At 63.6% G+C, this 21,453-nt stretch carries 21 protein-coding genes; 11 read left to right on the forward strand and 10 right to left on the reverse strand.

The features are described 5' to 3' along the window. Nucleotides 1-994, forward strand: a 994-nt coding sequence (locus ACOZKU_RS18255; protein WP_421580062.1) for an MFS transporter, incomplete at its 5' end; no start/stop codon positions are given. A gap of 152 nt (nucleotides 995-1,146) precedes the next feature. Further along, the gene (locus tag ACOZKU_RS18260) at nucleotides 1,147-2,079 is read left to right on the forward strand and encodes a GGDEF domain-containing protein (protein ID WP_421580063.1); all 933 of its coding nucleotides are present in this window, start codon (nucleotides 1,147-1,149) and stop codon (nucleotides 2,077-2,079) included. Nucleotides 2,080-2,082: 3 nt separating this feature from the next. On the opposite strand, the gene ACOZKU_RS18265 is transcribed toward ACOZKU_RS18260, so the two are convergent. Beyond that, nucleotides 2,083-3,084 (reverse strand): NAD(P)H-quinone oxidoreductase, encoded by a 1,002-nt coding sequence (locus tag ACOZKU_RS18265; protein ID WP_421580064.1) that lies wholly within the window; start codon nucleotides 3,082-3,084, stop codon nucleotides 2,083-2,085. 321 nt (nucleotides 3,085-3,405) lie between these two features. Between ACOZKU_RS18265 and ACOZKU_RS18270 the strand changes: the two genes are divergently transcribed. Next, nucleotides 3,406-3,663, forward strand: coding sequence for a DUF1344 domain-containing protein (locus ACOZKU_RS18270; RefSeq protein WP_313529072.1), 258 nt, complete (start codon nucleotides 3,406-3,408; stop codon nucleotides 3,661-3,663). A gap of 35 nt (nucleotides 3,664-3,698) precedes the next feature. Here the strand turns inward: ACOZKU_RS18270 and ACOZKU_RS18275 are convergent, their stop codons facing one another. The 5 genes from ACOZKU_RS18275 to ACOZKU_RS18295 form a co-directional block, all read right to left on the reverse strand. Further along, nucleotides 3,699-5,522: an EAL domain-containing protein gene (locus tag ACOZKU_RS18275; RefSeq protein WP_421580065.1), complete on the reverse strand. Its 1,824-nt coding sequence runs from the start codon at nucleotides 5,520-5,522 to the stop codon at nucleotides 3,699-3,701. Between the two features lie 122 nt (nucleotides 5,523-5,644). Further along, the gene (locus ACOZKU_RS18280) at nucleotides 5,645-6,082 is read right to left on the reverse strand and encodes an EamA family transporter (RefSeq protein ID WP_421580066.1); all 438 of its coding nucleotides are present in this window, start codon (nucleotides 6,080-6,082) and stop codon (nucleotides 5,645-5,647) included. Then, the gene (crcB, locus tag ACOZKU_RS18285) at nucleotides 6,079-6,468 is read right to left on the reverse strand and encodes a fluoride efflux transporter CrcB (protein WP_421580067.1); all 390 of its coding nucleotides are present in this window, start codon (nucleotides 6,466-6,468) and stop codon (nucleotides 6,079-6,081) included. The genes ACOZKU_RS18280 and crcB overlap by 4 nt, the downstream gene beginning before the upstream one ends. 204 nt (nucleotides 6,469-6,672) lie before the next feature. Further along, nucleotides 6,673-7,839, reverse strand: coding sequence for an acetyl-CoA acetyltransferase (locus tag ACOZKU_RS18290; RefSeq protein WP_421580068.1), 1,167 nt, complete (start codon nucleotides 7,837-7,839; stop codon nucleotides 6,673-6,675). Between the two features lie 57 nt (nucleotides 7,840-7,896). Continuing rightward, nucleotides 7,897-8,445, reverse strand: a complete 549-nt coding sequence (locus ACOZKU_RS18295; protein WP_314087371.1) for an HdeD family acid-resistance protein — start codon at nucleotides 8,443-8,445, stop codon at nucleotides 7,897-7,899. 149 nt (nucleotides 8,446-8,594) lie between these two features. Between ACOZKU_RS18295 and betI the strand changes: the two genes are divergently transcribed. The 3 genes from betI to betB are packed head-to-tail and all read left to right on the forward strand — an operon-like array spanning nucleotide 8,595 to nucleotide 12,255. Further along, nucleotides 8,595-9,230, forward strand: coding sequence for a transcriptional regulator BetI (gene betI / locus ACOZKU_RS18300; protein ID WP_421580069.1), 636 nt, complete (start codon nucleotides 8,595-8,597; stop codon nucleotides 9,228-9,230). Between the two features lie 30 nt (nucleotides 9,231-9,260). Continuing rightward, entirely contained in the window at nucleotides 9,261-10,790 is a 1,530-nt protein-coding gene (betC, locus tag ACOZKU_RS18305) for a choline-sulfatase (RefSeq protein ID WP_421580070.1), read from the forward strand. 1 nt (nucleotide 10,791) lies between these two features. Continuing rightward, nucleotides 10,792-12,255, forward strand: coding sequence for a betaine-aldehyde dehydrogenase (gene betB / locus ACOZKU_RS18310; RefSeq protein ID WP_421580071.1), 1,464 nt, complete (start codon nucleotides 10,792-10,794; stop codon nucleotides 12,253-12,255). A 10-nt stretch (nucleotides 12,256-12,265) separates the two neighbouring features. Here the strand turns inward: betB and ACOZKU_RS18315 are convergent, their stop codons facing one another. After that, entirely contained in the window at nucleotides 12,266-12,631 is a 366-nt protein-coding gene (locus ACOZKU_RS18315) for a helix-turn-helix domain-containing protein (RefSeq protein WP_421580072.1), read from the reverse strand. Between the two features lie 6 nt (nucleotides 12,632-12,637). Then, complete coding sequence (locus ACOZKU_RS18320; protein ID WP_314087365.1) at nucleotides 12,638-12,883, reverse strand: cytotoxic translational repressor of toxin-antitoxin stability system; 246 nt, start codon at nucleotides 12,881-12,883, stop codon at nucleotides 12,638-12,640. Between the two features lie 88 nt (nucleotides 12,884-12,971). Here ACOZKU_RS18320 and betA point away from each other — a divergent pair, with 88 nt between their 5' ends. After that, nucleotides 12,972-14,624 (forward strand): choline dehydrogenase, encoded by a 1,653-nt coding sequence (gene betA / locus ACOZKU_RS18325; RefSeq protein ID WP_421580073.1) that lies wholly within the window; start codon nucleotides 12,972-12,974, stop codon nucleotides 14,622-14,624. Nucleotides 14,625-14,685: 61 nt separating this feature from the next. On the opposite strand, the gene ACOZKU_RS18330 is transcribed toward betA, so the two are convergent. After that, nucleotides 14,686-15,804: a calcium-binding protein gene (locus ACOZKU_RS18330; protein ID WP_421580074.1), complete on the reverse strand. Its 1,119-nt coding sequence runs from the start codon at nucleotides 15,802-15,804 to the stop codon at nucleotides 14,686-14,688. 264 nt (nucleotides 15,805-16,068) lie between these two features. Here ACOZKU_RS18330 and ACOZKU_RS18335 point away from each other — a divergent pair, with 264 nt between their 5' ends. The 4 genes from ACOZKU_RS18335 to ACOZKU_RS18350 all read left to right on the forward strand — a co-directional run bounded on the left by ACOZKU_RS18335 (nucleotide 16,069) and on the right by ACOZKU_RS18350 (nucleotide 19,917). Then, complete coding sequence (locus tag ACOZKU_RS18335) at nucleotides 16,069-16,815, forward strand: phosphoadenylyl-sulfate reductase (RefSeq protein WP_421580075.1); 747 nt, start codon at nucleotides 16,069-16,071, stop codon at nucleotides 16,813-16,815. Between the two features lie 46 nt (nucleotides 16,816-16,861). Further along, nucleotides 16,862-17,815 (forward strand): sulfate adenylyltransferase subunit CysD, encoded by a 954-nt coding sequence (cysD, locus tag ACOZKU_RS18340; protein WP_421580076.1) that lies wholly within the window; start codon nucleotides 16,862-16,864, stop codon nucleotides 17,813-17,815. A 1-nt stretch (nucleotide 17,816) separates the two neighbouring features. Further along, a complete protein-coding gene (gene cysN / locus ACOZKU_RS18345; protein ID WP_421580077.1) occupies nucleotides 17,817-19,316 on the forward strand; it encodes a sulfate adenylyltransferase subunit CysN in 1,500 nt (499 codons plus the stop codon). Nucleotides 19,317-19,440: 124 nt separating this feature from the next. Beyond that, nucleotides 19,441-19,917: a hypothetical protein gene (locus tag ACOZKU_RS18350; protein ID WP_421580078.1), complete on the forward strand. Its 477-nt coding sequence runs from the start codon at nucleotides 19,441-19,443 to the stop codon at nucleotides 19,915-19,917. Between the two features lie 219 nt (nucleotides 19,918-20,136). Here the strand turns inward: ACOZKU_RS18350 and ACOZKU_RS18355 are convergent, their stop codons facing one another. Further along, nucleotides 20,137-21,453 carry an HlyD family type I secretion periplasmic adaptor subunit gene (locus tag ACOZKU_RS18355; RefSeq protein WP_421580079.1) on the reverse strand — a complete coding sequence of 439 codons (1,317 nt, stop codon included), beginning with the start codon at nucleotides 21,451-21,453 and terminating at the stop codon, nucleotides 20,137-20,139.

Raw genomic sequence — 21,453 nt, forward strand, 5'->3', positions numbered from 1 at the left:
GGCCTCCACGCTCTACGCCGCCGTCTGGGGCATAGCGACCTTCCTGGGGCCGACCATCGGCGGCATCTTCGCCGCCGGCAGCGCCTGGCGCGAAGCCTTCGCGCTGCTCGTGCCGCTGTCGGCGATCATGGCTTTCGTCGCGCCCCGCCTCTTGCCCTCGGGCGACGGCGAGCGCGTGACGACGAAAACGCCTTTCGTGCAGATCGTGCTTCTGGTGACGGCCGTCGTGTTGCTCTCCTTCGCAAGCTCGGTGGATGCGCCGGCGCTGCGCGGCGTTCTTGCGGGCGCCGCCGTCATCGGCGTCATCGCCGCCATCACCATCGAGCGCCATGCCGAGGCGCGGCTGCTGCCGGCCGGCACGATCAGCCTCGGCTCGCCGCTCGCCCGCGTCTATCTCATCATGCTTTTGCTGCTGGTGACGATCTGCTCGGATGTCTACATCCCCTATTTCCTGCAGGTCCTGCACGGCGTCACGCCGCTGGTCTCGGGTTATCTCGTGGCGCTTTTGGCGCTCGGCTGGACGACGGCGGCCTTCATGACCGCAAGCCTCAAGGGAAGGCTGGCCAACCGCGTCATCCTCGTCGGCGGAGCAATCGAGACGGTGGCGACTGCGCTGCTCGTCTTCACGCTCGCGCGGCACAATCCCGACAGCGGCCTTCTCCTGCTCGTGCTTTCGACGGTCTTCACCTATCTGATGGGCTTCGGCATCGGCATGGGCTGGGCGCATCTCGTGACCCATGTCATGTGGCTTGCTCCCTCCGGCGAGACGGACAAGGCCTCGGCCGCCATCACCACCATGCAGGCGCTGGGTGCGGCCTTCGGCGCCGCACTCGCCGGCATCATCGTCAATTCCACCGGCCTGTTGCAGCCGGGCGGCGTCGAGGGTGCGGTGACGGCGGCGCGCTGGCTCTATGCGCTGCTCGCACTGCCGGCGGCCCTCGCCATCCTGCTTGCCATCGGCCTGCCGCACAAAACGACCGGGCTCGGCGATTGAGGATTTGTTAACGTCGTCCTGCGGTCGCGATTGCGACACTGCCGCCTTCTGCCACAAAGGGCACCTATCGTCGGCCTGTCTGGCGATTCTGCCCCGGAAAGGACGAGCGGTTGCGGCTGAGCGATGGACATGGCTGGCTGGAAGAAAGCGGCATGGCAAAGATCGATACGATCCTGCCGCTCGCCCTTCTCCGCGACCGCGCCACGACGGACCTCATCCTGTCCGGCCTCGACGCCTCCGGCGTCGCCTTCGCGCTGTTTTCGCCTGATGATGAGCTTGCCTACGGTTCCGCAGCCTTCCGCCTGCTCTTCGACGTGCAGTCCGGTGCCAGCACCTTTGACGACATCATGCGCAATTGCCACGGCAAGCGCGTCGGACCGAAGATCAGCCTGCCGGTCGAGGAATTTCTCGACATGGCCTGCAAGAAGCGGCGCAGCAGCCCGCAGCGCACCTTCGAGATCGATATTACCGACGACAGGTGGTTTCTCGTCAACGAGGTGCTGCTGCCAGGCGGCTGGCTGTGGCATGTCTTCACCGACATCACCATGCTCAAATCCAACGAGCGCGTGCTGCAGCTTGCCCGCGACGCCGCCCGCCTCGCCGCCGATACGGACCCGCTGACCGGCCTCTTCAACCGCCGTGCCGCCATGGAGCGGCTGGAGGCGGACATGCAGGCGGCGTTGCGCGACGGCACGCCGCTCTCGCTGGTGCTGATAGACCTCGACAATTTCAAAAGCATCAACGACCGCTACGGCCATGCCAATGGCGACCGGGTGCTGAAACACTTCGCTGCCGCCGGCCGGCAGGAGCTGCGCGGCGGCGACTTTTTCGCGCGCATCGGCGGGGAGGAGTTTCTGGTGCTGATGCCCGGCACCGGCCTGCGCCAGGCGACCGACGCCATCGAGCGGCTGCGCAGCCACATGGCGCGGGCGGAGAACCGGGCCGATATCTGCTGCACCTACACCATGTCGGCCGGCATCGCGGAATTCTGCGGCACGGCGGCGGAAGACCTCTTCGAGCGCGCCGACCGGGCGCTCTACCGCGCCAAACATCTCGGCCGCGACCGCATCACCTGCGCCGAGTAAAACTCAGTCGAAGGTCAGTACAATTTTGCCGATATGATCGCCATGCTCCATCATGCGATGGCCGGCGGCGGCCTCCTTGTAAGGTAGGACGGCGTGGATGACGGGGGCGATGCGCCCCTCCTCCAGGAGCGGCCAGACCTTCTCCAGCAGGGCATCGCGGATCGCCTGCTTTTCCGCCACGGTGCGCGGACGCATGGCCGAACCCATCAGGCGCAACCGCTTTTGCAGGATGGGCGCGAGACTGACCTTTTCGGCGAAGGTGCCGCCGAGGAAGGCGATGATCGACAGGCGCCCGTCACGGGCAAGCGACTTGAGGTTCCGCTCAAAATAGGCAGCGCCGATCATGTCGAGGATGACGTCGACGCCGACCTTGCCCGTCTCTTCGGCGATGACGGCGCAGAAATCCTCGCTGCGGTAGTTGATGGCGCGGCTGGCGCCGAGATCAAGGCAGGCCTCGCATTTGTCCGCCGTGCCGGCCGTCGTGAAGACGCGTGAACCCAGTGCTGCGGCAAGCTGGATCGCCGTCGTGCCGATGCCGCTCGATCCGCCATGGATGAGCACGCTCTCGCCCGGCTTCAGCTCCGCCATCATGAAGAGGTTCGCCCAGACCGTGAAGAAGGTTTCCGGCAGCGCCGCCGCCTTCACCGCATCATAGTCTTTCGGGAAGGGCAGCGCCTGGGTGGCCGGCACCGCGCAATATTGCGCATAGCCGCCGCCATTGGCCAACGCACAGACCCGGTCGCCGAGATGGTAGCCGGTCACGTCCTCGCCGATCGCCACCACCTCGCCGGCGATCTCCAGGCCGAGGATCGGGCTGGCATCCGGCGGCGGCGGATAATCGCCCTTGCGCTGGAGCACATCAGGCCGGTTGATGCCGGCTGCCTCGACGCGCACGAGGATCTCGCCGCTGCGCGGCTGCGGCGTGCGCCCCTCGGCCAGCACCAGCACGTCAGGGCCGCCATGTTCGCTGAGCCCGATATGGGACATGGATGATGGAACCGACATGGATAGATCCTCCCCGCGTGTTGCGACCGCATCGTCTTTGGTGATTCTAGCCCAAAGCGCGAATCTTTTGAATCGCTTGGGCGCGTTTGCTGCGACATCACGTGGTGCTTGAGCATCGTCAACATTCGGCCGCGAAGCCCTGAAATTCCGGCTGTTTCGCGGCGCCGAAAATTAAATCTTGTTAATTTGCAAACGGATTTTTCCGGGCCTAGCTTTCCTTCCGAAGCCGGGGAGCGCCGGCAGCCCTTCCCTTAAAGGCTGCGACGCGACGCCTCCCGGACGGCTTCTCAGCTCCGCCCGGAGCTTTTCAGGACGACACAGATGCGTGTTCTTCTTTCCAATCTCGCCATCGTTTCCATTCTTGCCACCCCAGGTCTTGCCCTCGCCGCCAAGTCGGCGACCGGTACGGTCAAGGACTACAACAAGGCGTCGATGTCTCTGACGCTTGCCGATGGCACCGTCTACCACCTTCCCAAGGGGTTTCACGATCCCGGACTGAAGGCTGGCGAGAAGGTGGCCATCTCCTTCGACATGTCCGGCAAGAACCACGAAGCGAAGACGGTGAAGATTCTCCGCTGACGTGGCACGGGGCGGGTCCGCAAGGGCCCGCCCTATTATGAACGACGTGCCGCTGCCGCAGGCTGCATGTCGCCCGAGACCGAGGAGAGCACGAGCCCCCCGTCGCTCTCCTTGGCATCCGCCTTCAGGGCGGCGATGCGGCTGCTGATCTGCCCCGCCTCACCGATCACCTCCCCTTCCGGCACCACCAGCACGACGGCCGAACAGCGCATCAGCGGAAATTTCATCTGATGGCCCGCCCGGTCGCGGCCGCGGATTTCCCCGGCCAGCCGATCCTCCGGCGAATAGAGTGCACGCACCTCGCGGGCGAAATCGGAAAGCAGCCGTTCCAGGATGTCCTGCACCGCCTCCACCGGCCGGCCGGCAACGCCGGCGAAAAAATCATCCCCGCCGACATGGCCGACGAAGACGTCCTCACCGACGAATTCACGGCGCATCAGCGAGGCGAAGAGCGACAGTGCGAGATCGCCCTTGTGGAAGCCGTAGTGATCGTTGAACGGCTTGAAATTGTCGAAATCGAAGTAGCACAGGCAGCGCAGCTGGTCGCCGTCGAGCGCCTTGTCCTGCAGGTAATCGCGGATCGAGCGATTGCCCGGCAGGCCGGTCAGCGGATTCTGGTCCTCCGCCGTCTTCAGCCGCTTCTCGTTGATGATCTTCAAGAGCGACGAGGCCGAGAGGATACCGGCATAACGCAGGTTCTCCGTGAGGATCACGCATTCATTGCCGCCCATGCCGGTAAAGACGTCGAGCAGCTGCTCGGCCGGCGTATCGAGATCGGCAATCGGCGCCATGGTGACGAAATGCGACAGGCTCTTCTGGTAGAGCTTGTTCTTCAAGAGGTCGCGGCCGAACGGGTGATAGCTCAGCTCCTTCACATGATATTCATGCAGGATGCCGCGCGGCTCGTCATTGGCGTTCAGCACCGGGAAGAAGGTGCGCTTGGGATCGCGCCGGAAGAATTCGAAGACCGATTCCAGGCTCTCGTTTTCCCGGAGCACCGCGACCTGCTCGATCTCGCGGCGGATGAGGATGCTGTCCAGCGTGCGCGAGGAGCGGCGCGTGCCGCCGGCGCGGGCAACCTGCGCATAGACCGGGCTCAGCGCCGAAAAATCCGTGACGGGGCGCGAGACGAACCAGCCCTGCACGAGATCGCAGCCCGCCTCGCGGCAGGCGATGAACTCCGCCTCGCTCTCCACACCCTCGGCGATAACGCGAATGCCGAGAACATGGGCGGCATTGACGGTGTTGCGCACGAGATGGCGCTTTCGCGCGTCCGCCTCCATGCCGGAGATGAAATGGCGGTCGATCTTGAGATAATCGACCGGGTGATCGCAGAGCAGCTTCAGGCCATTGTGGCCGACGCCGAAATCGTCGATGGCGAGTTTGAAGCCGGCGAGCCGCAGTTTTCGCACCAGCATGGCGAAATCCGGCAGCTGGTCGTTGTTGAACCGCTCGGAAATCTCGAAGCAGATCGAGGAGGCCGGAATGCCGGCGCGGGACAGATGGCCGGCCAGGCGTTCAACGAGATCGGCGCCCTCGCCCACCAGCCGGGAATCGAGATTGACGAAGAGCGTGCGCGAACGGAAATCCGGCAATGCCGCGAAGGCGGCGATCGCCCGGCTGTTGACCATGTGCTCGAGCGCCAGAAGCTGGCCGGCCTCGTGTGCCCGGTCGAGCAGATCGAGCGGCGAGCGGAAGCCGAGCCGGTCGAAGCCGCGCATGAGCGACTCGTAGCCGAAGACGGCACCGGTGGCCGCTTCCACGATCGGCTGGAATGCCGTTTCGATGACCAGCTTGGCGAGCGTGACGATCTCACCATCACCGAAACGACGAAGGGCGAGCAGTTCAGCGGCGGACATGGGGCGCTCCGGGGCTTTTGCAATGCCGCGAAGTCTCTCTTCCGATCCCTGAAAAATCCGTTTCCGTAGTGTGACAATTCGATGAAACTTCAACGACTACAAGGAGTTGAAAAAGAAACCCCTCATATGGGCAAGGCCAGCAGCAGCGCGCCGCCGCCAATCATCGCAACCGCGATCCAGTGCGTGGTGGAAAGCTGTTCGCCGAGGAAGAGCACGGCGAAGATGGCGACGAGCACGACGGAGAGCTTATCGACCGGCGCGACCTGCGCGGCCTTACCGATCTGCAGCGCGCGGAAATAGCAGAGCCAGGACGCGCCGGTCGCCAGACCCGAGAGAATGAGGAAGATCCAGCTCTTGGCCGGCACCGTGCCGGGCGCCTGCCAGTTGCCGGCAAGCGTCAGCATGAAGGCGATGGCCAGCAGGATGACAACGGTGCGCACGAAGGTGGCGAAGTCGGAATTGACGTCCGATATGCCGATCTTGGCGAAGATTGCCGTCAGCGCGGCGAAGACCGCCGAGCCGAGCGCCCAGACCTGCCACGAGGTCAGAAAGGCCTTCATACTGCACCTCCTGCGAGCATCACCCGGGTCAGCGCAAGTCCGGCGGCAACCGCCAAAAGCGAAACAAAAACCGAAGCACCGACATAAAGTGCTGCCAGGCCCATTTCACCACGCTCCCAGAGCAGGGCCGCATCGAGCGAAAAGGCGGAGAAGGTGGTAAAGCCGCCGAGGATGCCGGTGGTCAAAAACAGCCGCGCCTCCTGCGGCAGGCTGACCTTGAAGGCGAAGACGCCGGCGATCAGGCCCATCAGCAGGCAGCCGAGCACGTTGATGATCAGGGTGCCCATGGGGAAATGCGTGCCGAACAGCCTTGCCGCCAGCACATTCACCCCATGCCGGCCGGCCCCGCCGATACCTGCGCCCAGAAAGACGATCAGATAGGTCATGTCCGTGCCTCACAGTCCGTTGTTGCGACATCCGGACAACAAAAAACCGCCCACGGGCGGCCGCAGAACAGGCTCCCGCCGTCGACGGCTATCGCTGGCCGGTCAGGCAGGAGCTATCAGCCGGAAAACGGCTGATATCGGGGGAGTGTCATCCCCATCCCACAGGCGAATTTCTAGGCCGTGATGCGGTGGCTGTCAAACCGCTCAACGCCGCCGCTCTAGGATGGAGACATAGTTCGCGACGGCCGCGCCCCCCATGTTGAAGAGGCCGCCGAGCGTGGCGCCCGGCACCTGGATGCCGCCTGCCTCGCCGGCAAGCTGCATGGCTGTCAGTACATGCATGGAGACGCCCGTCGCGCCGATCGGATGCCCTTTGGATTTGAGGCCGCCGGAGGGATTGATGGGCAGGCGGCCGTCCCTGGCCGTTTCGCCGGAGAGGGCCAGACGGCCGCCCTCGCCCGGCTTAGCGAGACCCATCGCCTCGTATTCGATCAGTTCGGCGATGGTGAAGCAGTCATGGGTTTCGACGAAGGAGAGATCGCCGAGCGTGGCGCCGGCCTGTGCCAGCGCCTGCCGCCAGGCTTGCGCGCAGCCGTCGAACATCAGGATGTCGCGCTTCGACATAGGCAGGAAATCCTGCACATGGGCGGCGGCGCGGAACCCTATGGCACGCGGGGCGCTGGTGGCGGCATCCGAGGAGGCCAGGACCAAAGCAGCAGCGCCATCGGAGACGAGCGAACAATCCGTGCGCTTCAGCGGACCGGCGACGAAGGGATTCTTCTCGCTTTCGGTGCGGCAGAAATCGAAGCCGAGATCCTTCTGCATTTGCGCATAGGGATTGGCGACGCCGTTTTTATGGTTCTTGGCGGCGATCGCCGCAAGCGCATCGGACTGGTCGCCATGGCGCTGGAAATAGGCGGAGGCGATGCGGCCGAAGACGCCGGCGAAACCGGCCGGCGTATCGCCGTCTTCCGGCAGGTAGGAGGCCTTGAGCAGGTTCGCGCCGATCTCGGCGGCGGGCGTCCTCGTCATCTGCTCGACGCCGACAACCAGCACATGGCGCGCGGCACCCGCCCGGATGGCGCGGATGCCCTGGTGCACGGCGGCCGAGCCCGTGGCGCAGGCATTTTCCACCCGCGTCGCCGGCTTGAAGCGCAAGGCGTCATCGGCCTGCAAGACGAGGCTTGCGGTAAAATCCTGCGGCGAGAAGCCGGCGTTGAAATGGCCGAGCACGATCTCGTCGATATCGCCCGCCGACAGCCCCGCATGGGCGATCGCCTCACGCGCAACGGTGACGATCAGGCTCTCGACCGTCTCGCCTTCAAGCTTGCCGAAGCGCGTATGCGCCCAGCCGATGATGGAAACGTCCATGAACAATCCTCCCGCCGTCATGATGGGCCGATGGCGGCGGGAGGTAAAGGGCGCGGCCTATTTTCGCAGCGCGAGGCCGAAGCCGATGAGTGCCCAGCCCTGCATGGCAAGATCGAAGGCGAGAAACAGGCCGAGCAGCCACAGGCTGTTGACCGGCCAGCCAAGCAGGAAGACGAGGCCCGCCAGCGCGGTGACGACGCCGCCCGCCATCAACCAGCCCCAGCCCTTTTCCGGCCGCACGCGCCACGCCGCAAAAATGCGGAAGATGCCGGCGACGAGCAGGGCTGCGGCCATCAGCAGGGTCAGAACGGCGGAGGTCAGCACCGGATTGACGAAGGCGAGCACGCCGGCCGCCAGATAGAGCAGCGCGCTCAGCGCCCAGGCGATCGTCTCCCGCCAGGCCTTGACCTGGAAGGCATGAGCGAGATGCACCGCACCGCCGACGATCATCAGCATGCCGACATAATAGACGGAGGCGACAGTCGCGATGAAGAGATTGGCGGCCGCAATGGCGCCGAAAACCAGCAGGACGACGCCGAGGGCGACGAACCAGCCCCATTTGGCACGGACATCGGAGAGTGGGTTCATTCCGGGAGAGAGGACCATGGTGCACCTCGAAAATCGAATGAAAACAAAGCTAGCCTAACACGAAATAACGCGCCTTTGCGACATCTGATTGAACTCCTCTAACACGAAGATTTTTATTGATTGATCGATCAATTAAAAATACGTTCGACGACAATAAGGGGAACGATATGCCGAAGGTTGGAATGGAGCCGGTGCGCCGCAAGGCGCTGGTGGACGCGACGCTGAGAGCGGTCGGCGATCATGGCTCGCTGACCGTGACCATGTCGGAGATCGCCCGTCATGCCGGCGTGTCGCCGGCGCTTGCCCATCACTATTTCGGCTCCAAGGAACAGCTCGTCATCGAGACGATCCGCAGCCTGCTGCGCCAGTTGCGGGCCGACGCCGTGGCGGCGCTGCGGGAGGCGACCACGCCGCGAGAGCGGCTTTCGGCTGTCATCCGCGTCAATTTCCAGGCCCATCAGTTCGCGCCGGAGACGGTGGCGGCCTGGCTTGCCTTCTATTCCGAAGCGCAGCGCTCCGAGGCGGTGCGCCGGCTGCTCGTCGTCTATGCGCGGCGGCTGAATTCCAGCCTGCTCTCCAGCCTCAGGCAGCTCTGCCCAGCCGAAAACGCGGCTGAAATCGCCGATGGCGCCGCCGCCATGATCGACGGGCTCTATCTGCGCCAGGGGCTGCGTTCGGCGCCGGTCAGCATCGCCACCTCGATCGCGCTGACCGAGAGCTACGTGGATGCGCAGCTTGCCGCTGTCGCGGGTGCTGCTTTACCCGACGCGGGCCGGCGAGCGCCCGTCACAGAGAAACGCTAATTCTGATTTTCATTTTTCAAGGACCTGTCCGTGACCGCCAGCAAGCCGAATATCCTGATCATCATGGTCGACCAGCTCAACGGGACATTTTTCCCGGATGGGCCTGCGGACTGGCTGCATGCGCCGCATATGAAGGCGCTCGCCGCGCGCTCGGCGCGCTTCCGCAACAACTACACCTCCTCGCCGCTCTGCGCGCCCGCCCGCGCCTCCTTCATGGCCGGCCAATTGCCGAGCCGCACGCGGGTCTATGACAATGCGGCGGAATATGTCTCCTCCATCCCGACCTTCGCGCATCACCTGCGCCGCGCCGGCTACTACACGGCGCTGTCGGGCAAGATGCACTTCGTCGGACCGGACCAGCTGCACGGTTTCGAGGAACGGCTGACCACCGATATCTATCCGGCCGATTTCGGCTGGACGCCGGATTATCGCAAGCCGGGCGAGCGCATCGACTGGTGGTATCACAATATGGGATCGGTGACGGGCGCGGGTGTGGCCGAGATCACCAACCAGATGGAATATGACGACGAGGTCGCCTTCCTCGCCAACCAGAAGCTCTACCAGCTCTCGCGCGAGAACGACGACCAATACCGCCGCCCCTGGTGCGTGACCGTCTCCTTTACCCATCCGCACGATCCCTACGTGGCCCGCCGCAAGTTCTGGGACCTCTACGAGGATTGCGAGCACCTCTTGCCCGAAGTCGGCATGCTGGAGGAGCAGGATCCGCATTCCGCACGCATCCTGCATTCCTGCGACTATGCGAAATTCGCCATCAGCGGCGAGGATGTGCGCCGCTCGCGCCAGGCCTATTTCGCCAATATTTCCTATCTCGACGAGAAGGTCGGCGAACTGGTCGATACGCTGACGCGCACGCGCATGCTGGACGACACGCTGATCTTCTTCTGCTCCGACCACGGCGACATGCTCGGCGAGCGCGGCCTGTGGTTCAAGATGAATTTTTTCGAGGGGTCCGCCCGCGTGCCCTTGATGGTCGCCGGCCCCGGCGTGACGCCCGGCCTGCATCTTGCCCCCTCCTCCAATCTCGACGTGACGCCGACGCTCTGCGATCTCGCCGGCATTTCCATGGACGAGGTGATGCCCTGGACGGATGGCGAGAGCCTGCTGCCGATCATCAACGGTGCGGAACGTATCTCGCCGGTGCTGATGGAATATGCGGCGGAAGCCTCCTATGCGCCGCTCGTCGGCATCCGCGAGGGCAAGTGGAAATACATTCATTGCGAACTCGACCCCGAGCAGCTTTATGACCTCGAGGCCGATCCGCAGGAACTCACCAATCTCGCAACGTCGGACAATCCGGTCATCCAGGCGACACTTGCCGCCTTCCGGCAGATGCGCGAGGCGCGCTGGGACATGGCCGAATTCGACGCCGCCGTGCGTGAAAGCCAGGCGCGGCGCTGGGTGGTCTACGAGGCGCTGAGGAACGGCGCCTATTACCCCTGGGACCACCAGCCGCTGCAGAAGGCATCCGAACGCTACATGCGCAACCACATGAACCTCGACAATCTCGAGGAATCCAAACGCTATCCGCGGGGAGAATAAGATGAGAGCCCAACCCAAAGCCTCGCATTTCATCGACGGCGAGTATGTGGAAGACGTCGCCGGCACGCCCTTCGAGAGCGTCTATCCCGCCACCGGCGAGGTGATCGCCCGTCTCCACGCGGCAACGCCCGCGATCGTCGAGAAGGCCATCGCGTCGGCCAAGCGCGCCCAGAAGGAATGGGCCGCGATGAGCCCGACGGCCCGCGGCCGCATCCTCAAGCGCGCGGCCGAGATCATGCGTGAGAGGAACCGCGAACTTTCCGAACTCGAGACGCTCGATACCGGCAAGCCGATCCAGGAAACCATCGTCGCCGACCCGACCTCGGGCGCCGACGCCTTCGAATTCTTCGGCGGTATCGCGGCCGCCGGCCTCAACGGCGATTATATCCCGCTCGGCCAGGACTTCGCCTTCACCAAGCGCGTGCCGCTCGGCGTCTGCGTCGGCATCGGTGCCTGGAACTATCCGCAGCAGATCGCCTGCTGGAAGGGGGCCCCGGCGCTGGTCTGCGGCAATGCCATGGTCTTCAAGCCCTCGGAAAACACGCCGCTCGGCGCGCTGAAGATCGCCGAAATCCTGATCGAAGCCGGCCTGCCGAAGGGTCTTTACAATGTCATCCAGGGCGACCGCTCGACCGGGCCGCTGCTCGTCAACCATAAGGACGTCGCCAAGGTCTCGCTGACCGGCTCCGTGCCGACGGGCAAGAAGGTGGCGGGGGCTGCGGCTTCCGACCTCAAGCACGTCACGATGGAACTCGGCGGCAAGTCGCCGCTCATCGTCTTCGACGACGCCGACCTCGAAAGCGCCATCGGCGGCGCCATGCTCGGCAATTTCTACTCGACCGGCCAGGTCTGCTCGAACGGCACCCGCGTCTTCGTGCAGAAGGGCATCAAGGATCGCTTTCTGTCCCGCCTCAAGGAGCGCACGGAAAAAATCCTGATCGGCGATCCGCTGGACGAGGCCACCCAGCTCGGCCCGATGGTCTCCAAGGCGCAGCGCGACAAGGTCATGGACTATATCGCGAAGGGCAAGGCCGAGGGCGCGACGCTGCTGACGGGCGGCGGCATTCCGAACGCCGTTTCGGCCGAAGGCTATTACATCCAGCCGACCGTCTTTGCCGACGTCACCGACGACATGATCATCGCGCGCGAGGAAATCTTCGGCCCGGTCATGTGCGTGCTCGATTTCGACCACGAGGACGAGGTGATCGAGCGCGGCAACGCCACCGAATTCGGCCTCTCCGGCGGCGTCTTCACCGCCGACATCACCCGCGCCCACCGCGTCGTCGACCAGCTCGAAGCCGGCACGCTCTGGATCAACGCCTACAACCTCGCGCCGGTGGAAATCCCCTTCGGCGGCTCCAAGCAATCCGGCTTCGGCCGCGAAAACTCGCTGGCCGCGCTGGAGCACTATTCGGAGCTGAAGACGGTCTACGTGTCCATGGGCAAGGTCGAGGCGCCGTATTGAGATGGGCGCCTCAATCGTCCTTCATGTTGACGAAAAGGTCTTCGAGGTCGATGCGAAGCACCTTGCAGATACGTCTCAGGACATCGACGGAGCCGGTCTTCTTGCCAGCCTCTATCTCGGAAAGATAGGGCTGGGAGATGCCGGCTGCCTCGGCGAGTTCGGTTATCGTCATCTTGCGGTACGTCCTGTAGAGACGAACGGGATTTTCGCCGTTGGACTTGGCTTCGACAAGCTCCAGCGGCCACGTTTCCTCACCGGCACGAATGCCGGCCATGACGGCTTCCGCACGCAGTCCGTCGATGAGGTCTTCGTAGTCCTCCTCGCTGAGGAGGACGTAGGACTTGCCATCAATGGTCAATCTCTGGATATCGCCCATCCGGCTTTACTCCTTGTAGATACTGCCACGCGGTCCCGCATCGATCACCATAACGACGGTACCCTCGTCATCGATGATGACGCGATCGCCGCCGACGCGGATACGAAAGAACGGCTGGCCTTTCATTTTCTTGATATCGACGACCTCACCTCGCGCATAAGCGCGAAGCTTATCGAGGATTGCGGCCCTCCTCTTGGGCTGCATACGCTGCAGCGCCTGATCGGCAGCCCTTCGGAAGCGAATTTCCTTCATCAACGCATCATAGCAATTAGCGATATTTCTATCAATAGTGATATCGCGATTGACTATGATCACGACCGCCGCACGAGGCACTGACGCCATGCAGAACGCAGACTACATCATCATCGGCTCCGGCTCGGCCGGCTCGGCAATCGCCTATCGCCTCTCGGAGGATGGCAAGCATACGATCATGGTGCTGGAATATGGCGGCTCGGATATCGGGCCGTTCATCCAGATGCCGGCAGCACTTGCCTGGCCGATGAGCATGAAGCGCTATAACTGGGGCTACCTCTCCGAACCCGAGCCGCATCTCAACAACCGGCGCATCACGGCACCGCGTGGCAAGGTGATCGGCGGGTCGTCCTCCATCAACGGCCTCGTCTATGTGCGCGGCCATGCGGAGGACTTCAACCGCTGGGAGGAGCTTGGCGCGCGCGGCTGGGCCTATGCGGATGTGCTGCCCTATTACAAGCGCCTGGAGACGTCGCTGGGCGGCGAGGCCGGCTGGCGCGGCACCGACGGGCCGCTGCATGTGCGCCGCGGCCCGGTGACGAACCCGCTGTTCCATGCCTTCATTCAGGCGGGCCAGCAGGCCGGCTTCGAGACGACGGAGGATTACAACGGCTCCAAGCAGGAAGGCTTCGGCCTGATGGAGCAGACGATCTACAACGGCCGGCGCTGGTCGGCGGCGAATGCCTATCTGCGCCCTGCCCTGAAGCGGTCGAACGTCTCGCTGGTGCGCTGCTTTGCGCGAAAGATCGTCATCGAGAACGGCAGGGCCGTCGGTGTCGAGATCGAGCGCAGCGGCAAGATCGAGGTGGTCAGGGCCAACAAGGAGGTCATCGTCTCGGCCTCCTCCTTCAACTCGCCGAAGCTTTTGATGCTCTCGGGCATCGGCCCGGCGCAGCACCTGAAGGACATGGGGATCGAGGTGAAGGTCGACCGTCCCGGCGTCGGGGCCAACCTGCAGGACCATATGGAATTCTACTTCCAGCAGGTCTCCACCAAGCCGGTCTCGCTTTATTCCTGGCTGCCGTGGTTCTGGCAGGGCGTCGCGGGCGCGCAATGGCTCGTCTCCAAGGGCGGGCTTGGCGCCTCCAACCAGTTCGAGGCCTGCGCCTTCCTGCGCTCGGCACCGGGGCTGAAGCAGCCGGATGTCCAGTATCACTTCCTGCCCGTCGCCATCTCCTATGACGGCAAGGCGGCGGCGAAGAGCCACGGCTTCCAGGTGCATGTCGGCTACAACCTGTCGAAGTCGCGCGGCAACGTGACGCTCCGCTCTTCCGATCCGATGGCCGATCCGGTCATCAGGTTCAACTACATGAGCCACGAGGAAGACTGGATCAAATTCCGCCACTGCGTGCGCCTCACCCGCGAAATCTTCGGCCAGAAGGCCTTCGACGATTTCCGCGGGCCGGAAATCCAGCCGGGCGAGAAAGTGCAGACGGACGACGAGATCGACGCCTTCCTGCGCGAGCATCTGGAAAGCGCCTATCACCCCTCCGGCACCTGCCGCATGGGTGCACCCGACGATCCGATGGCGGTGGTCGATCCGGAAACCCGCGTCATCGGCATCGACGGCCTGCGGGTTGCCGACAGTTCGATCTTCCCGCACGTGACCTATGGCAACCTCAACGCGCCATCGATCATGACCGGCGAGAAGGCGGCGGACCACATCCTCGGCAGGCAACCGCTCGCCCGCTCCAATCAGGAGCCGTGGGTCAACCCGCGCGCGGCGGTCAGCGACCGCTGAGCCGACGGCAAAAAGCCGGGCTTACGCCCGGCTTTCAGAAGCACCCGGAGGTCTGGGCGGCTTATGCGAACAGGAAGTCGCTCGTGTGCAGGTCGGCCTTGGCGATGCCTTCGAGGGTGATCGAGCCGGCGCCATACTTGATGACCAGGTCGCCCGCGCGGGTTTCCGTGGCGTGGCTGAGAACATCGGCGAAATTCTTCAGCACGGCCTTGTCGAGGCGGATGACATCAAGGCCGGCCTTGCCGGCTTCGAAGTCGGTGATGCGATCGAGGCCCTGACCCGACTTGATGATGAAGGTATCCGCGCCGACGCCGCCGGACAGGATGTCGTTGCCGAGGCCGCCGTCGAGCGTGTCGTTGCCGGCGCCGCCCGAAAGCGTGTCGTTGCCGGCGTCGCCATAGAGCTTGTCGTTGCCGGCATAGCCGAAGAGGAAGTCGTCGCCGTTGCCGCCGGAGAGCGTGTCGATGCCGGCGCCGCCATTGAGCGTGTCGTTGCCGTCGCCGCCGGAGAGCGTGTCGTTGCCGGCACCGCCGTAGAGCTTGTCGTTGCCCGCATCGCCATAGAGCTTGTCATTGCCGGCATCGCCATACAGCGTGTCGTTGCCAGCACCGCCGCGCAGCGTGTCGTGCCCGCCATTGCCGTAGAGCTTGTCGTTGCCGTTGCCGCCATTGAGCGTGTCGTCCTTGGCATAGCCCGAGAAGACATCGGAACCCGTGCTGCCGTTGAAGATGATCGAATTGGCGTTGAGGATCTTGACGAGGCCGGTGGTCGCGCCTGCGGTCGTCGACTTGCCGCCCATGATGTCGCTCAGGAGCTGGGCGCCGAGCGTCGTGTCGGTCACGCCGAGACCCGTGATCTTCACGTCGGAGACCATCTTGAACGTGTTGGTCTTGCTATCGAGGGCGATCGAATTGCCGAACTCCACGGTGTTCAGCGAACCGGTGATTTTGTGCGTCGACATGTTGTAGTTCCACGCCGTCTTGCCCGAGGTCAGAACCACGCCGTACTTGCTGGCATCGTTCGAGTAGTACTGCGTGCCGCTCATCGCCATCGGATCGGCGCTGTTGAAGCCGCCGTAACCCGCGCGCGTGAACGTCTTGTTGAAGTTCGAGAGATAAGCGGAAAAGTCGATGCCCTTGCCGTCCTTGTTGGCGTCATTGGCGGTAATCGTGATGGCCATGGTCCCCAGTCCTTCCCTGCGGGCCCGATGCCCGCTAAACTTGACTACGCTACTCAGCTATTAAATGTGAGTTTTATTGTCAAGTTTATTCCCGCGCTTTTTTGGAGGTTTTGCGGGCGAGCCAGAGGCGTCAGGATTTCTGCCGGAAGCGCCTGAAAGAGAGATATTTGCTCCTTCGCTGAAACTTTGGAAATCCGTTTTGCTGTCCTGCGGGAGACGAGGCTGCGATAATCCGGCAACTTCTCGCAAAGGCTACGGATTAGAATGACTGCTCTCACCGGAAACGGCACCGCGCAGGCCCTCAATGACAAGCTTGCCAATCTCGACCTCGCAGAGCGTCTTTCGCTCGTGGGGGAATTGGGCGGGCGCGCCGTATTCACCACCAGCCTCGGTATCGAGGATCAGGTGATCACCGCCGCTATCGGCACGAACCGCCTCAATGTCGATGTCGTGACGCTGGAGACCGGCCGTCTCTTCAAGGAGACCGTCGATCTCATCGACGAGACCGAGGGCCAGTACGGCATTACCATCACCCGCTATGTGCCGGCGCAGGACGATATCGACGCCTATGCTGCCAAATACGGCCTCAATGGCTTCTATGAGAGCGTCGAAGCGCGCCACGCCTGTTGCGGCTTGCGCAAGCTGAAGCCGCTTGCCCGCGCGCTCGAAGGGGCATCCTTCTGGATCACCGGCCTGCGCCGCGGCCAGTCCGGTAACCGTGCCGACACGCCGTTTGCGGAGTTCGACGCCGAGCGCAACCTGATCAAGATCAATCCGCTGGCGGATTGGGACATCGAACGCATCAAAGCCTATGTGGCCGACCATGCCGTGCCGATAAATCCGATGCATGCGCGCGGCTATCCGTCGATCGGCTGCGAGCCTTGTACGCGCGCCATCAAGCCGGGCGAGCCCGAACGGGCCGGCCGCTGGTGGTGGGAGAACGACGAGAAGCGCGAATGCGGCCTGCACGTCGCGGAAGCCACCCCCATCCCGGCCCCGAGCGCGGCCTGACCAGAACAAGCCCTCCCAAGGCGATCCATCCGGAGTAGAGTTTACAATGTCCGATATCCGTCACGAAACGGAAGCGAAGCAGAACGCACCGCACAAGCCGCCGCTCGATCCGCATCTCAAGGCGCTGGAAAACGAAGCGATCCACATTTTTCGCGAGGTCGCGGCCGAATTCGAACGGCCGGTGATGCTCTATTCCGTGGGCAAGGACTCGTCTGTCCTGCTGCACCTTGCGCGCAAGGCGTTCTATCCCGGCCGCGTGCCGTTCCCGCTGCTGCACGTCAACACGGGCTGGAAATTCGCCGAAATGATCGCTTTCCGCGACAAGATGGTCGCGGACTACGATCTCGACCTGATCGAGCACAAGAACCCGCGCGGCGAAGCGGAAAACATCACGCCGTTCACGCACGGCTCCTCGCGCTATACCGACATCATGAAGACCGAGGCGCTGCGCCAGGCACTTGACGCCGGCAAGTACGATGCGGCCTTCGGCGGCGCGCGCCGCGACGAAGAAGCCTCGCGTGCCAAGGAGCGCATCTATTCCTTCCGCACTCCGGACCATCGCTGGGACCCGCGCAACCAGCGCCCGGAACTGTGGAACGTCTATAACGGCATGATCCGCCAGGGTGAAAGCGTGCGCGCCTTCCCGCTGTCCAACTGGACCGAGGTCGATATCTGGCGCTACATCCAGGCGGAAGACATTCAGATCGTGCCGCTCTATTTCGCGGAAAAGCGTCCCTACGTGGAACGCGACGGCATGATGATCCTGGCCGAGGACCCGCGCCTCGAGCTTTTGCCCGGCGAAGTCAAGCAGGAAGGCGTCATCCGCTTCCGCACGCTCGGCTGCTTCCCGCTGACCGGCGCCATCCGCTCCAACGCCACGACGCTCGACGACATCATCGCCGAGCTGGAGACGGCCACCGTCTCCGAACGCCAGGGCCGCGCGATCGACCGCGATCAGTCGGGCTCCATGGAAAAGAAAAAACGCGAAGGGTATTTCTGAGATGACCGTTTCCGCCACCGCAACGGCCGAGGTTTTCACCGTGGAAGAACCGGCCCTCGAAGCGGCCCCTGAACAGGCCAAGGCTATCCGCGACTCCCGCCCGCTTCGCCTCATCACCTGCGGCTCGGTCGACGACGGCAAGTCGACGCTGATCGGCCGCCTGCTCTGGGACACCAAGGCCGTCAAGGAAGACCAGGCCGCGACGCTGCACCGCGACAGCGGAAAGCAGAACGATCTCGGCCTGCCCGATTTCGCACTGCTGCTCGACGGCCTCCAGGCCGAGCGCGAACAGGGCATCACCATCGACGTTGCCTATCGCTATTTCGCGACGGACCGCCGCTCCTTCATCGTCGCCGACACGCCCGGCCACGAGCAGTACACCCGCAACATGGCGACCGGCGCCTCCACGGCCGATCTCGCCGTGCTGCTCGTCGATGCCCGCGCCGGCATTCTGGAACAGACCCGCCGCCATGCCACCATCGCCGCGCTGATGGGCATCCGCCAGTTCGTTCTGGCTATCAACAAGATCGACCTGACGAATTACGATCGCGCGGGCTTCGAGCAGATCGTTCATGAATTCAAGGAATTCGCGCTGACGCTCGGCGTCAAGCAGATCACCGCCATCCCGATGTCGGCGCTGAAGGGCGAGAACGTCGTCTATGACGGCCGTGCCTCCATGCCCTGGTATGACGGCCCCACGCTCGTCGAGACGCTGGAAAAGGCCACCACCCGCTCCAACCAGACGGTCGGCTTCCGCCTGCCGGTGCAGCGCGTCTCGCGTCCGGGTGAAAGCTTCCGCGGTTATCAGGGAACGGTTGCCGGCGGCTCGGTGAAGCCGGGTGACTCGGTCGTCATCCTGCCCTCGGGCATGGTCGCCAATGTCACCAAGATCGTCACCTTCGACCTCGTGCGCAATGCCGCCGTCGCCGGGGACGCCATCACGCTCGTGCTCGACCGCCAGGTCGACGTGTCGCGCGGCGACATGATCGTCGCCATCGACAGCCAGCCGATGACCGGCCGCGGCTTCGACGCCCAGCTCGTCGCGCTCCAGCCGGAAGGCATCGAGCCCGGCAAGCGCTACTGGCTGAAGAGCGGCTCGCGCCGCCAGCGCGTCACCGTCGATCCGATCAGCCAGCTCGATCTGAAAACCTCGAAATGGGCCTCGGCCGACAAGCTCGGCATGAACGCCATCGGCAAGGTGCATCTCACCTTCGACGAACAGGCGATCTTCGACACCTACGAGCAGAACCGCACGACCGGCGCCTTCATCCTGATCGACCCCGACACCAACAACACGGTGGCCGGCGGCATGATCTCGGGCCGCCGCTCGGAACTGGGCGGCATCCACAAGGACGACCAGCGCGTACTGCTGTCGCTGCCGGCCGATCTCGCCGAAAAGATCATGGCGACCGAACTCTTCGCGGGCCGCCGCCAGGACGTGGACGTGCGCCACACCAGCGCCGGCCGGGCGGCGGAGATCCTTGCGGATCTCGACGAGTAATCTTGGAAAATATCATGTAAACAAAAGGATGCCGCCCAATCGGCATCCTTTTTTCATGTTTCGAATTGACAGGCGAAGCCTGTCGCCGCACCTTGCCCGAACAGCAGGGGGCCGACAGAGGGTGATGGGCAACGGCAAGAATGCGATGGCAGCGATGGCGCTCTGCTTTTGCAGTGTGGGTGCTGCGCGGGCTGCGGATTTCGACCACAACGGCTCCCGCATGGATGTCGACTACGAGCGCGGCGCGATAACCTATCGCTCGGTGAAGCCAAGCCTTCGCGGCTTCATAAAGCCCGGCTTTGTCGTCTTTGCCGGCGAAATCGAAAAGGGTGGAGCTGTCAAAGGCACCGCGTACATCTTCCGGAAAAATTGCGAACCGGCGCCCTACCCTGTCACCGGCCGATATGAGGCAAGCCTGCCCGGCTACGTGTTGAGCGGTGCTGCCCCCGTTCGAGAGAAGGGCACCTGCCGCGTGACGGGCTATTCCATCGAGGGCGGGAATGCCCGACTCGAATTCGTCGACCTCTCCCCAAACGAAAGTGGCAGCGCCTCAGGCACTGCCACCTCACCGAATTCCTATAGTCCTGCACCAGGCAGGTAAGTCGAAAAGCTGCTCAGAAGAAGAAGTACCACAGCGCCAGAACGACGAAGAGCGGAACGCCCATCAACCAGAGAATCAAAGCCCGAGCCATTGAAGTTTCCTTTCCCTTTGATTGTTGGAAAAGGAATGCCCGAAGGGTGATTTTGTTCCATGAGCAAGCCATGACAAAGGGCGCCGCAGCGCCCTTTTCTCTATGATATACTGGCTCTGCCGCGTGGCTTACCGTTCACGGAACGCCTTGGCGAAGTAATCGGCGAGCGGCTTCACCAGATATTCCAGCGGCGAGCGCTCCGAGGTCTGGATGAAGGTTTCGACCGGCATGCCGGGCATGACGTGCTTGTCGCCGAGCTTGGCCATTTCGCCAGCCTCCGGCTTGATTTCGGCCTTGTAGAAGGTGGCGCCGGTGCGCTGGTCGGAGAGCACGTCGGCGGCGACCTTGGTCACATGGCCGAAGATTTCCGGCGTCGAGCGATGGTCGAAGGCGCCGAAGCGGATATGCGCCACCTGGCCGATATGGACCTGGTCGATCTGCGTCGGCGAGATCTGCGTGGAGATGACGAGGTCCTGCTCCTGCGGGATGATGTAGAGCAGCGGATCGGCCGGACGAATGACCGAGCGCAGCGCGTGGACCTGCATGCCGAGCACCACACCGGACATCGGCGCGGTGATGTCCATGCGGCCGAGCGTTTCCAGCTTGGCGTTGCGGCGTTCCTTAAGCTCGGCGATCTTCGCCTCGATCTCGCGCAGCGACGTCGTCGCCTCCTCGCGCACCGTCGAATGGATATTGAGGATGGCGATCTCGATTTCGGCGACGCGGCCGGTGTTTTCGGCGATGTTGGACGTGGCCTGGCTGATCGTGCCGCTGATTTCCGCCTCTTCGCGCTGCAGGGCGAGAACGCGGCTGGCGTTCGTCAGCGACTGGGCGAGCAGCTTGTTCTGCGCCTCCAGTTCCTTGCCGATGAGGCTCACCTGCGTTTCCAGCGCCTTGATGCGGCTTTGCAGACCTTCGTTCTGCTTGGCGATCTGCGCCTTCTTTTCCTGCAGCTGTGCGGCCTGCTTGTCGCGGGTTTCCGCGCGGGCCGCCATCAGCCGCTTTTGGCCGGTGATAATTTCGGCGGCCTCCGGATTGGTCGCAGCCGCCTTGAGGAGATCGGGATCGAAGGTGATCTCGGTCTTGTCATCCTGCTCGGCCTGAAGCCGCGCGGCCGTACCCAGCAGGCTGAAGAGCTGGCCTTCGATGACGATCAGCTCCGAGCGGTCGAAGGTGTCGTCGAGCCGCATCAGCACGTCGCCGACCTTGACCGTATCGCCTTCCTTGACGCGGATCTCGCCCACCACGCCGCCCGTCAGGTGCTGGACGACCTGGCGGTTGCTGGCGACCTCGATGATGCCGGCGGCGACGACCGCGCCGTTGATGCGTGTCAGCGCCGCCCAGGCGCCCATGCCGCCGAGCAACACGAAGACCGTCGTATAGCCGGCGATCGCATAGCGGCGGCTGCTCCACTTCTTGTCCCTGGAGCCTGTTTCCCGAACCAT

The sequence above is a fragment of the Shinella sp. M31 genome, from assembly GCF_049199205.1.
Classification (GTDB): domain Bacteria; phylum Pseudomonadota; class Alphaproteobacteria; order Rhizobiales; family Rhizobiaceae; genus Shinella.

Excerpts from the sequence above, each read along its gene's own strand:
- ACOZKU_RS18260 (WP_421580063.1), top strand. The coding sequence starts at position 1,147 with ATGGCAAAGATCGATACGATCCTGCCGCTCGCCCTTCTCCGCGACCGC.
- ACOZKU_RS18265 (WP_421580064.1), bottom strand. The coding sequence starts at position 3,084 with ATGTCGGTTCCATCATCCATGTCCCATATCGGGCTCAGCGAACATGGC.
- ACOZKU_RS18270 (WP_313529072.1), top strand. The coding sequence starts at position 3,406 with ATGCGTGTTCTTCTTTCCAATCTCGCCATCGTTTCCATTCTTGCCACC.
- ACOZKU_RS18275 (WP_421580065.1), bottom strand. The coding sequence starts at position 5,522 with ATGTCCGCCGCTGAACTGCTCGCCCTTCGTCGTTTCGGTGATGGTGAG.
- ACOZKU_RS18280 (WP_421580066.1), bottom strand. The coding sequence starts at position 6,082 with ATGAAGGCCTTTCTGACCTCGTGGCAGGTCTGGGCGCTCGGCTCGGCG.
- crcB (WP_421580067.1), bottom strand. The coding sequence starts at position 6,468 with ATGACCTATCTGATCGTCTTTCTGGGCGCAGGTATCGGCGGGGCCGGC.
- ACOZKU_RS18290 (WP_421580068.1), bottom strand. The coding sequence starts at position 7,839 with ATGGACGTTTCCATCATCGGCTGGGCGCATACGCGCTTCGGCAAGCTT.
- ACOZKU_RS18295 (WP_314087371.1), bottom strand. The coding sequence starts at position 8,445 with ATGGTCCTCTCTCCCGGAATGAACCCACTCTCCGATGTCCGTGCCAAA.
- betI (WP_421580069.1), top strand. The coding sequence starts at position 8,595 with ATGCCGAAGGTTGGAATGGAGCCGGTGCGCCGCAAGGCGCTGGTGGAC.
- betB (WP_421580071.1), top strand. The coding sequence starts at position 10,792 with ATGAGAGCCCAACCCAAAGCCTCGCATTTCATCGACGGCGAGTATGTG.
- ACOZKU_RS18315 (WP_421580072.1), bottom strand. The coding sequence starts at position 12,631 with ATGGGCGATATCCAGAGATTGACCATTGATGGCAAGTCCTACGTCCTC.
- ACOZKU_RS18320 (WP_314087365.1), bottom strand. The coding sequence starts at position 12,883 with ATGAAGGAAATTCGCTTCCGAAGGGCTGCCGATCAGGCGCTGCAGCGT.
- betA (WP_421580073.1), top strand. The coding sequence starts at position 12,972 with ATGCAGAACGCAGACTACATCATCATCGGCTCCGGCTCGGCCGGCTCG.
- ACOZKU_RS18330 (WP_421580074.1), bottom strand. The coding sequence starts at position 15,804 with ATGGCCATCACGATTACCGCCAATGACGCCAACAAGGACGGCAAGGGC.
- ACOZKU_RS18335 (WP_421580075.1), top strand. The coding sequence starts at position 16,069 with ATGACTGCTCTCACCGGAAACGGCACCGCGCAGGCCCTCAATGACAAG.
- cysD (WP_421580076.1), top strand. The coding sequence starts at position 16,862 with ATGTCCGATATCCGTCACGAAACGGAAGCGAAGCAGAACGCACCGCAC.
- cysN (WP_421580077.1), top strand. The coding sequence starts at position 17,817 with ATGACCGTTTCCGCCACCGCAACGGCCGAGGTTTTCACCGTGGAAGAA.
- ACOZKU_RS18350 (WP_421580078.1), top strand. The coding sequence starts at position 19,441 with ATGGGCAACGGCAAGAATGCGATGGCAGCGATGGCGCTCTGCTTTTGC.
- ACOZKU_RS18355 (WP_421580079.1), bottom strand. The coding sequence starts at position 21,453 with ATGGTTCGGGAAACAGGCTCCAGGGACAAGAAGTGGAGCAGCCGCCGC.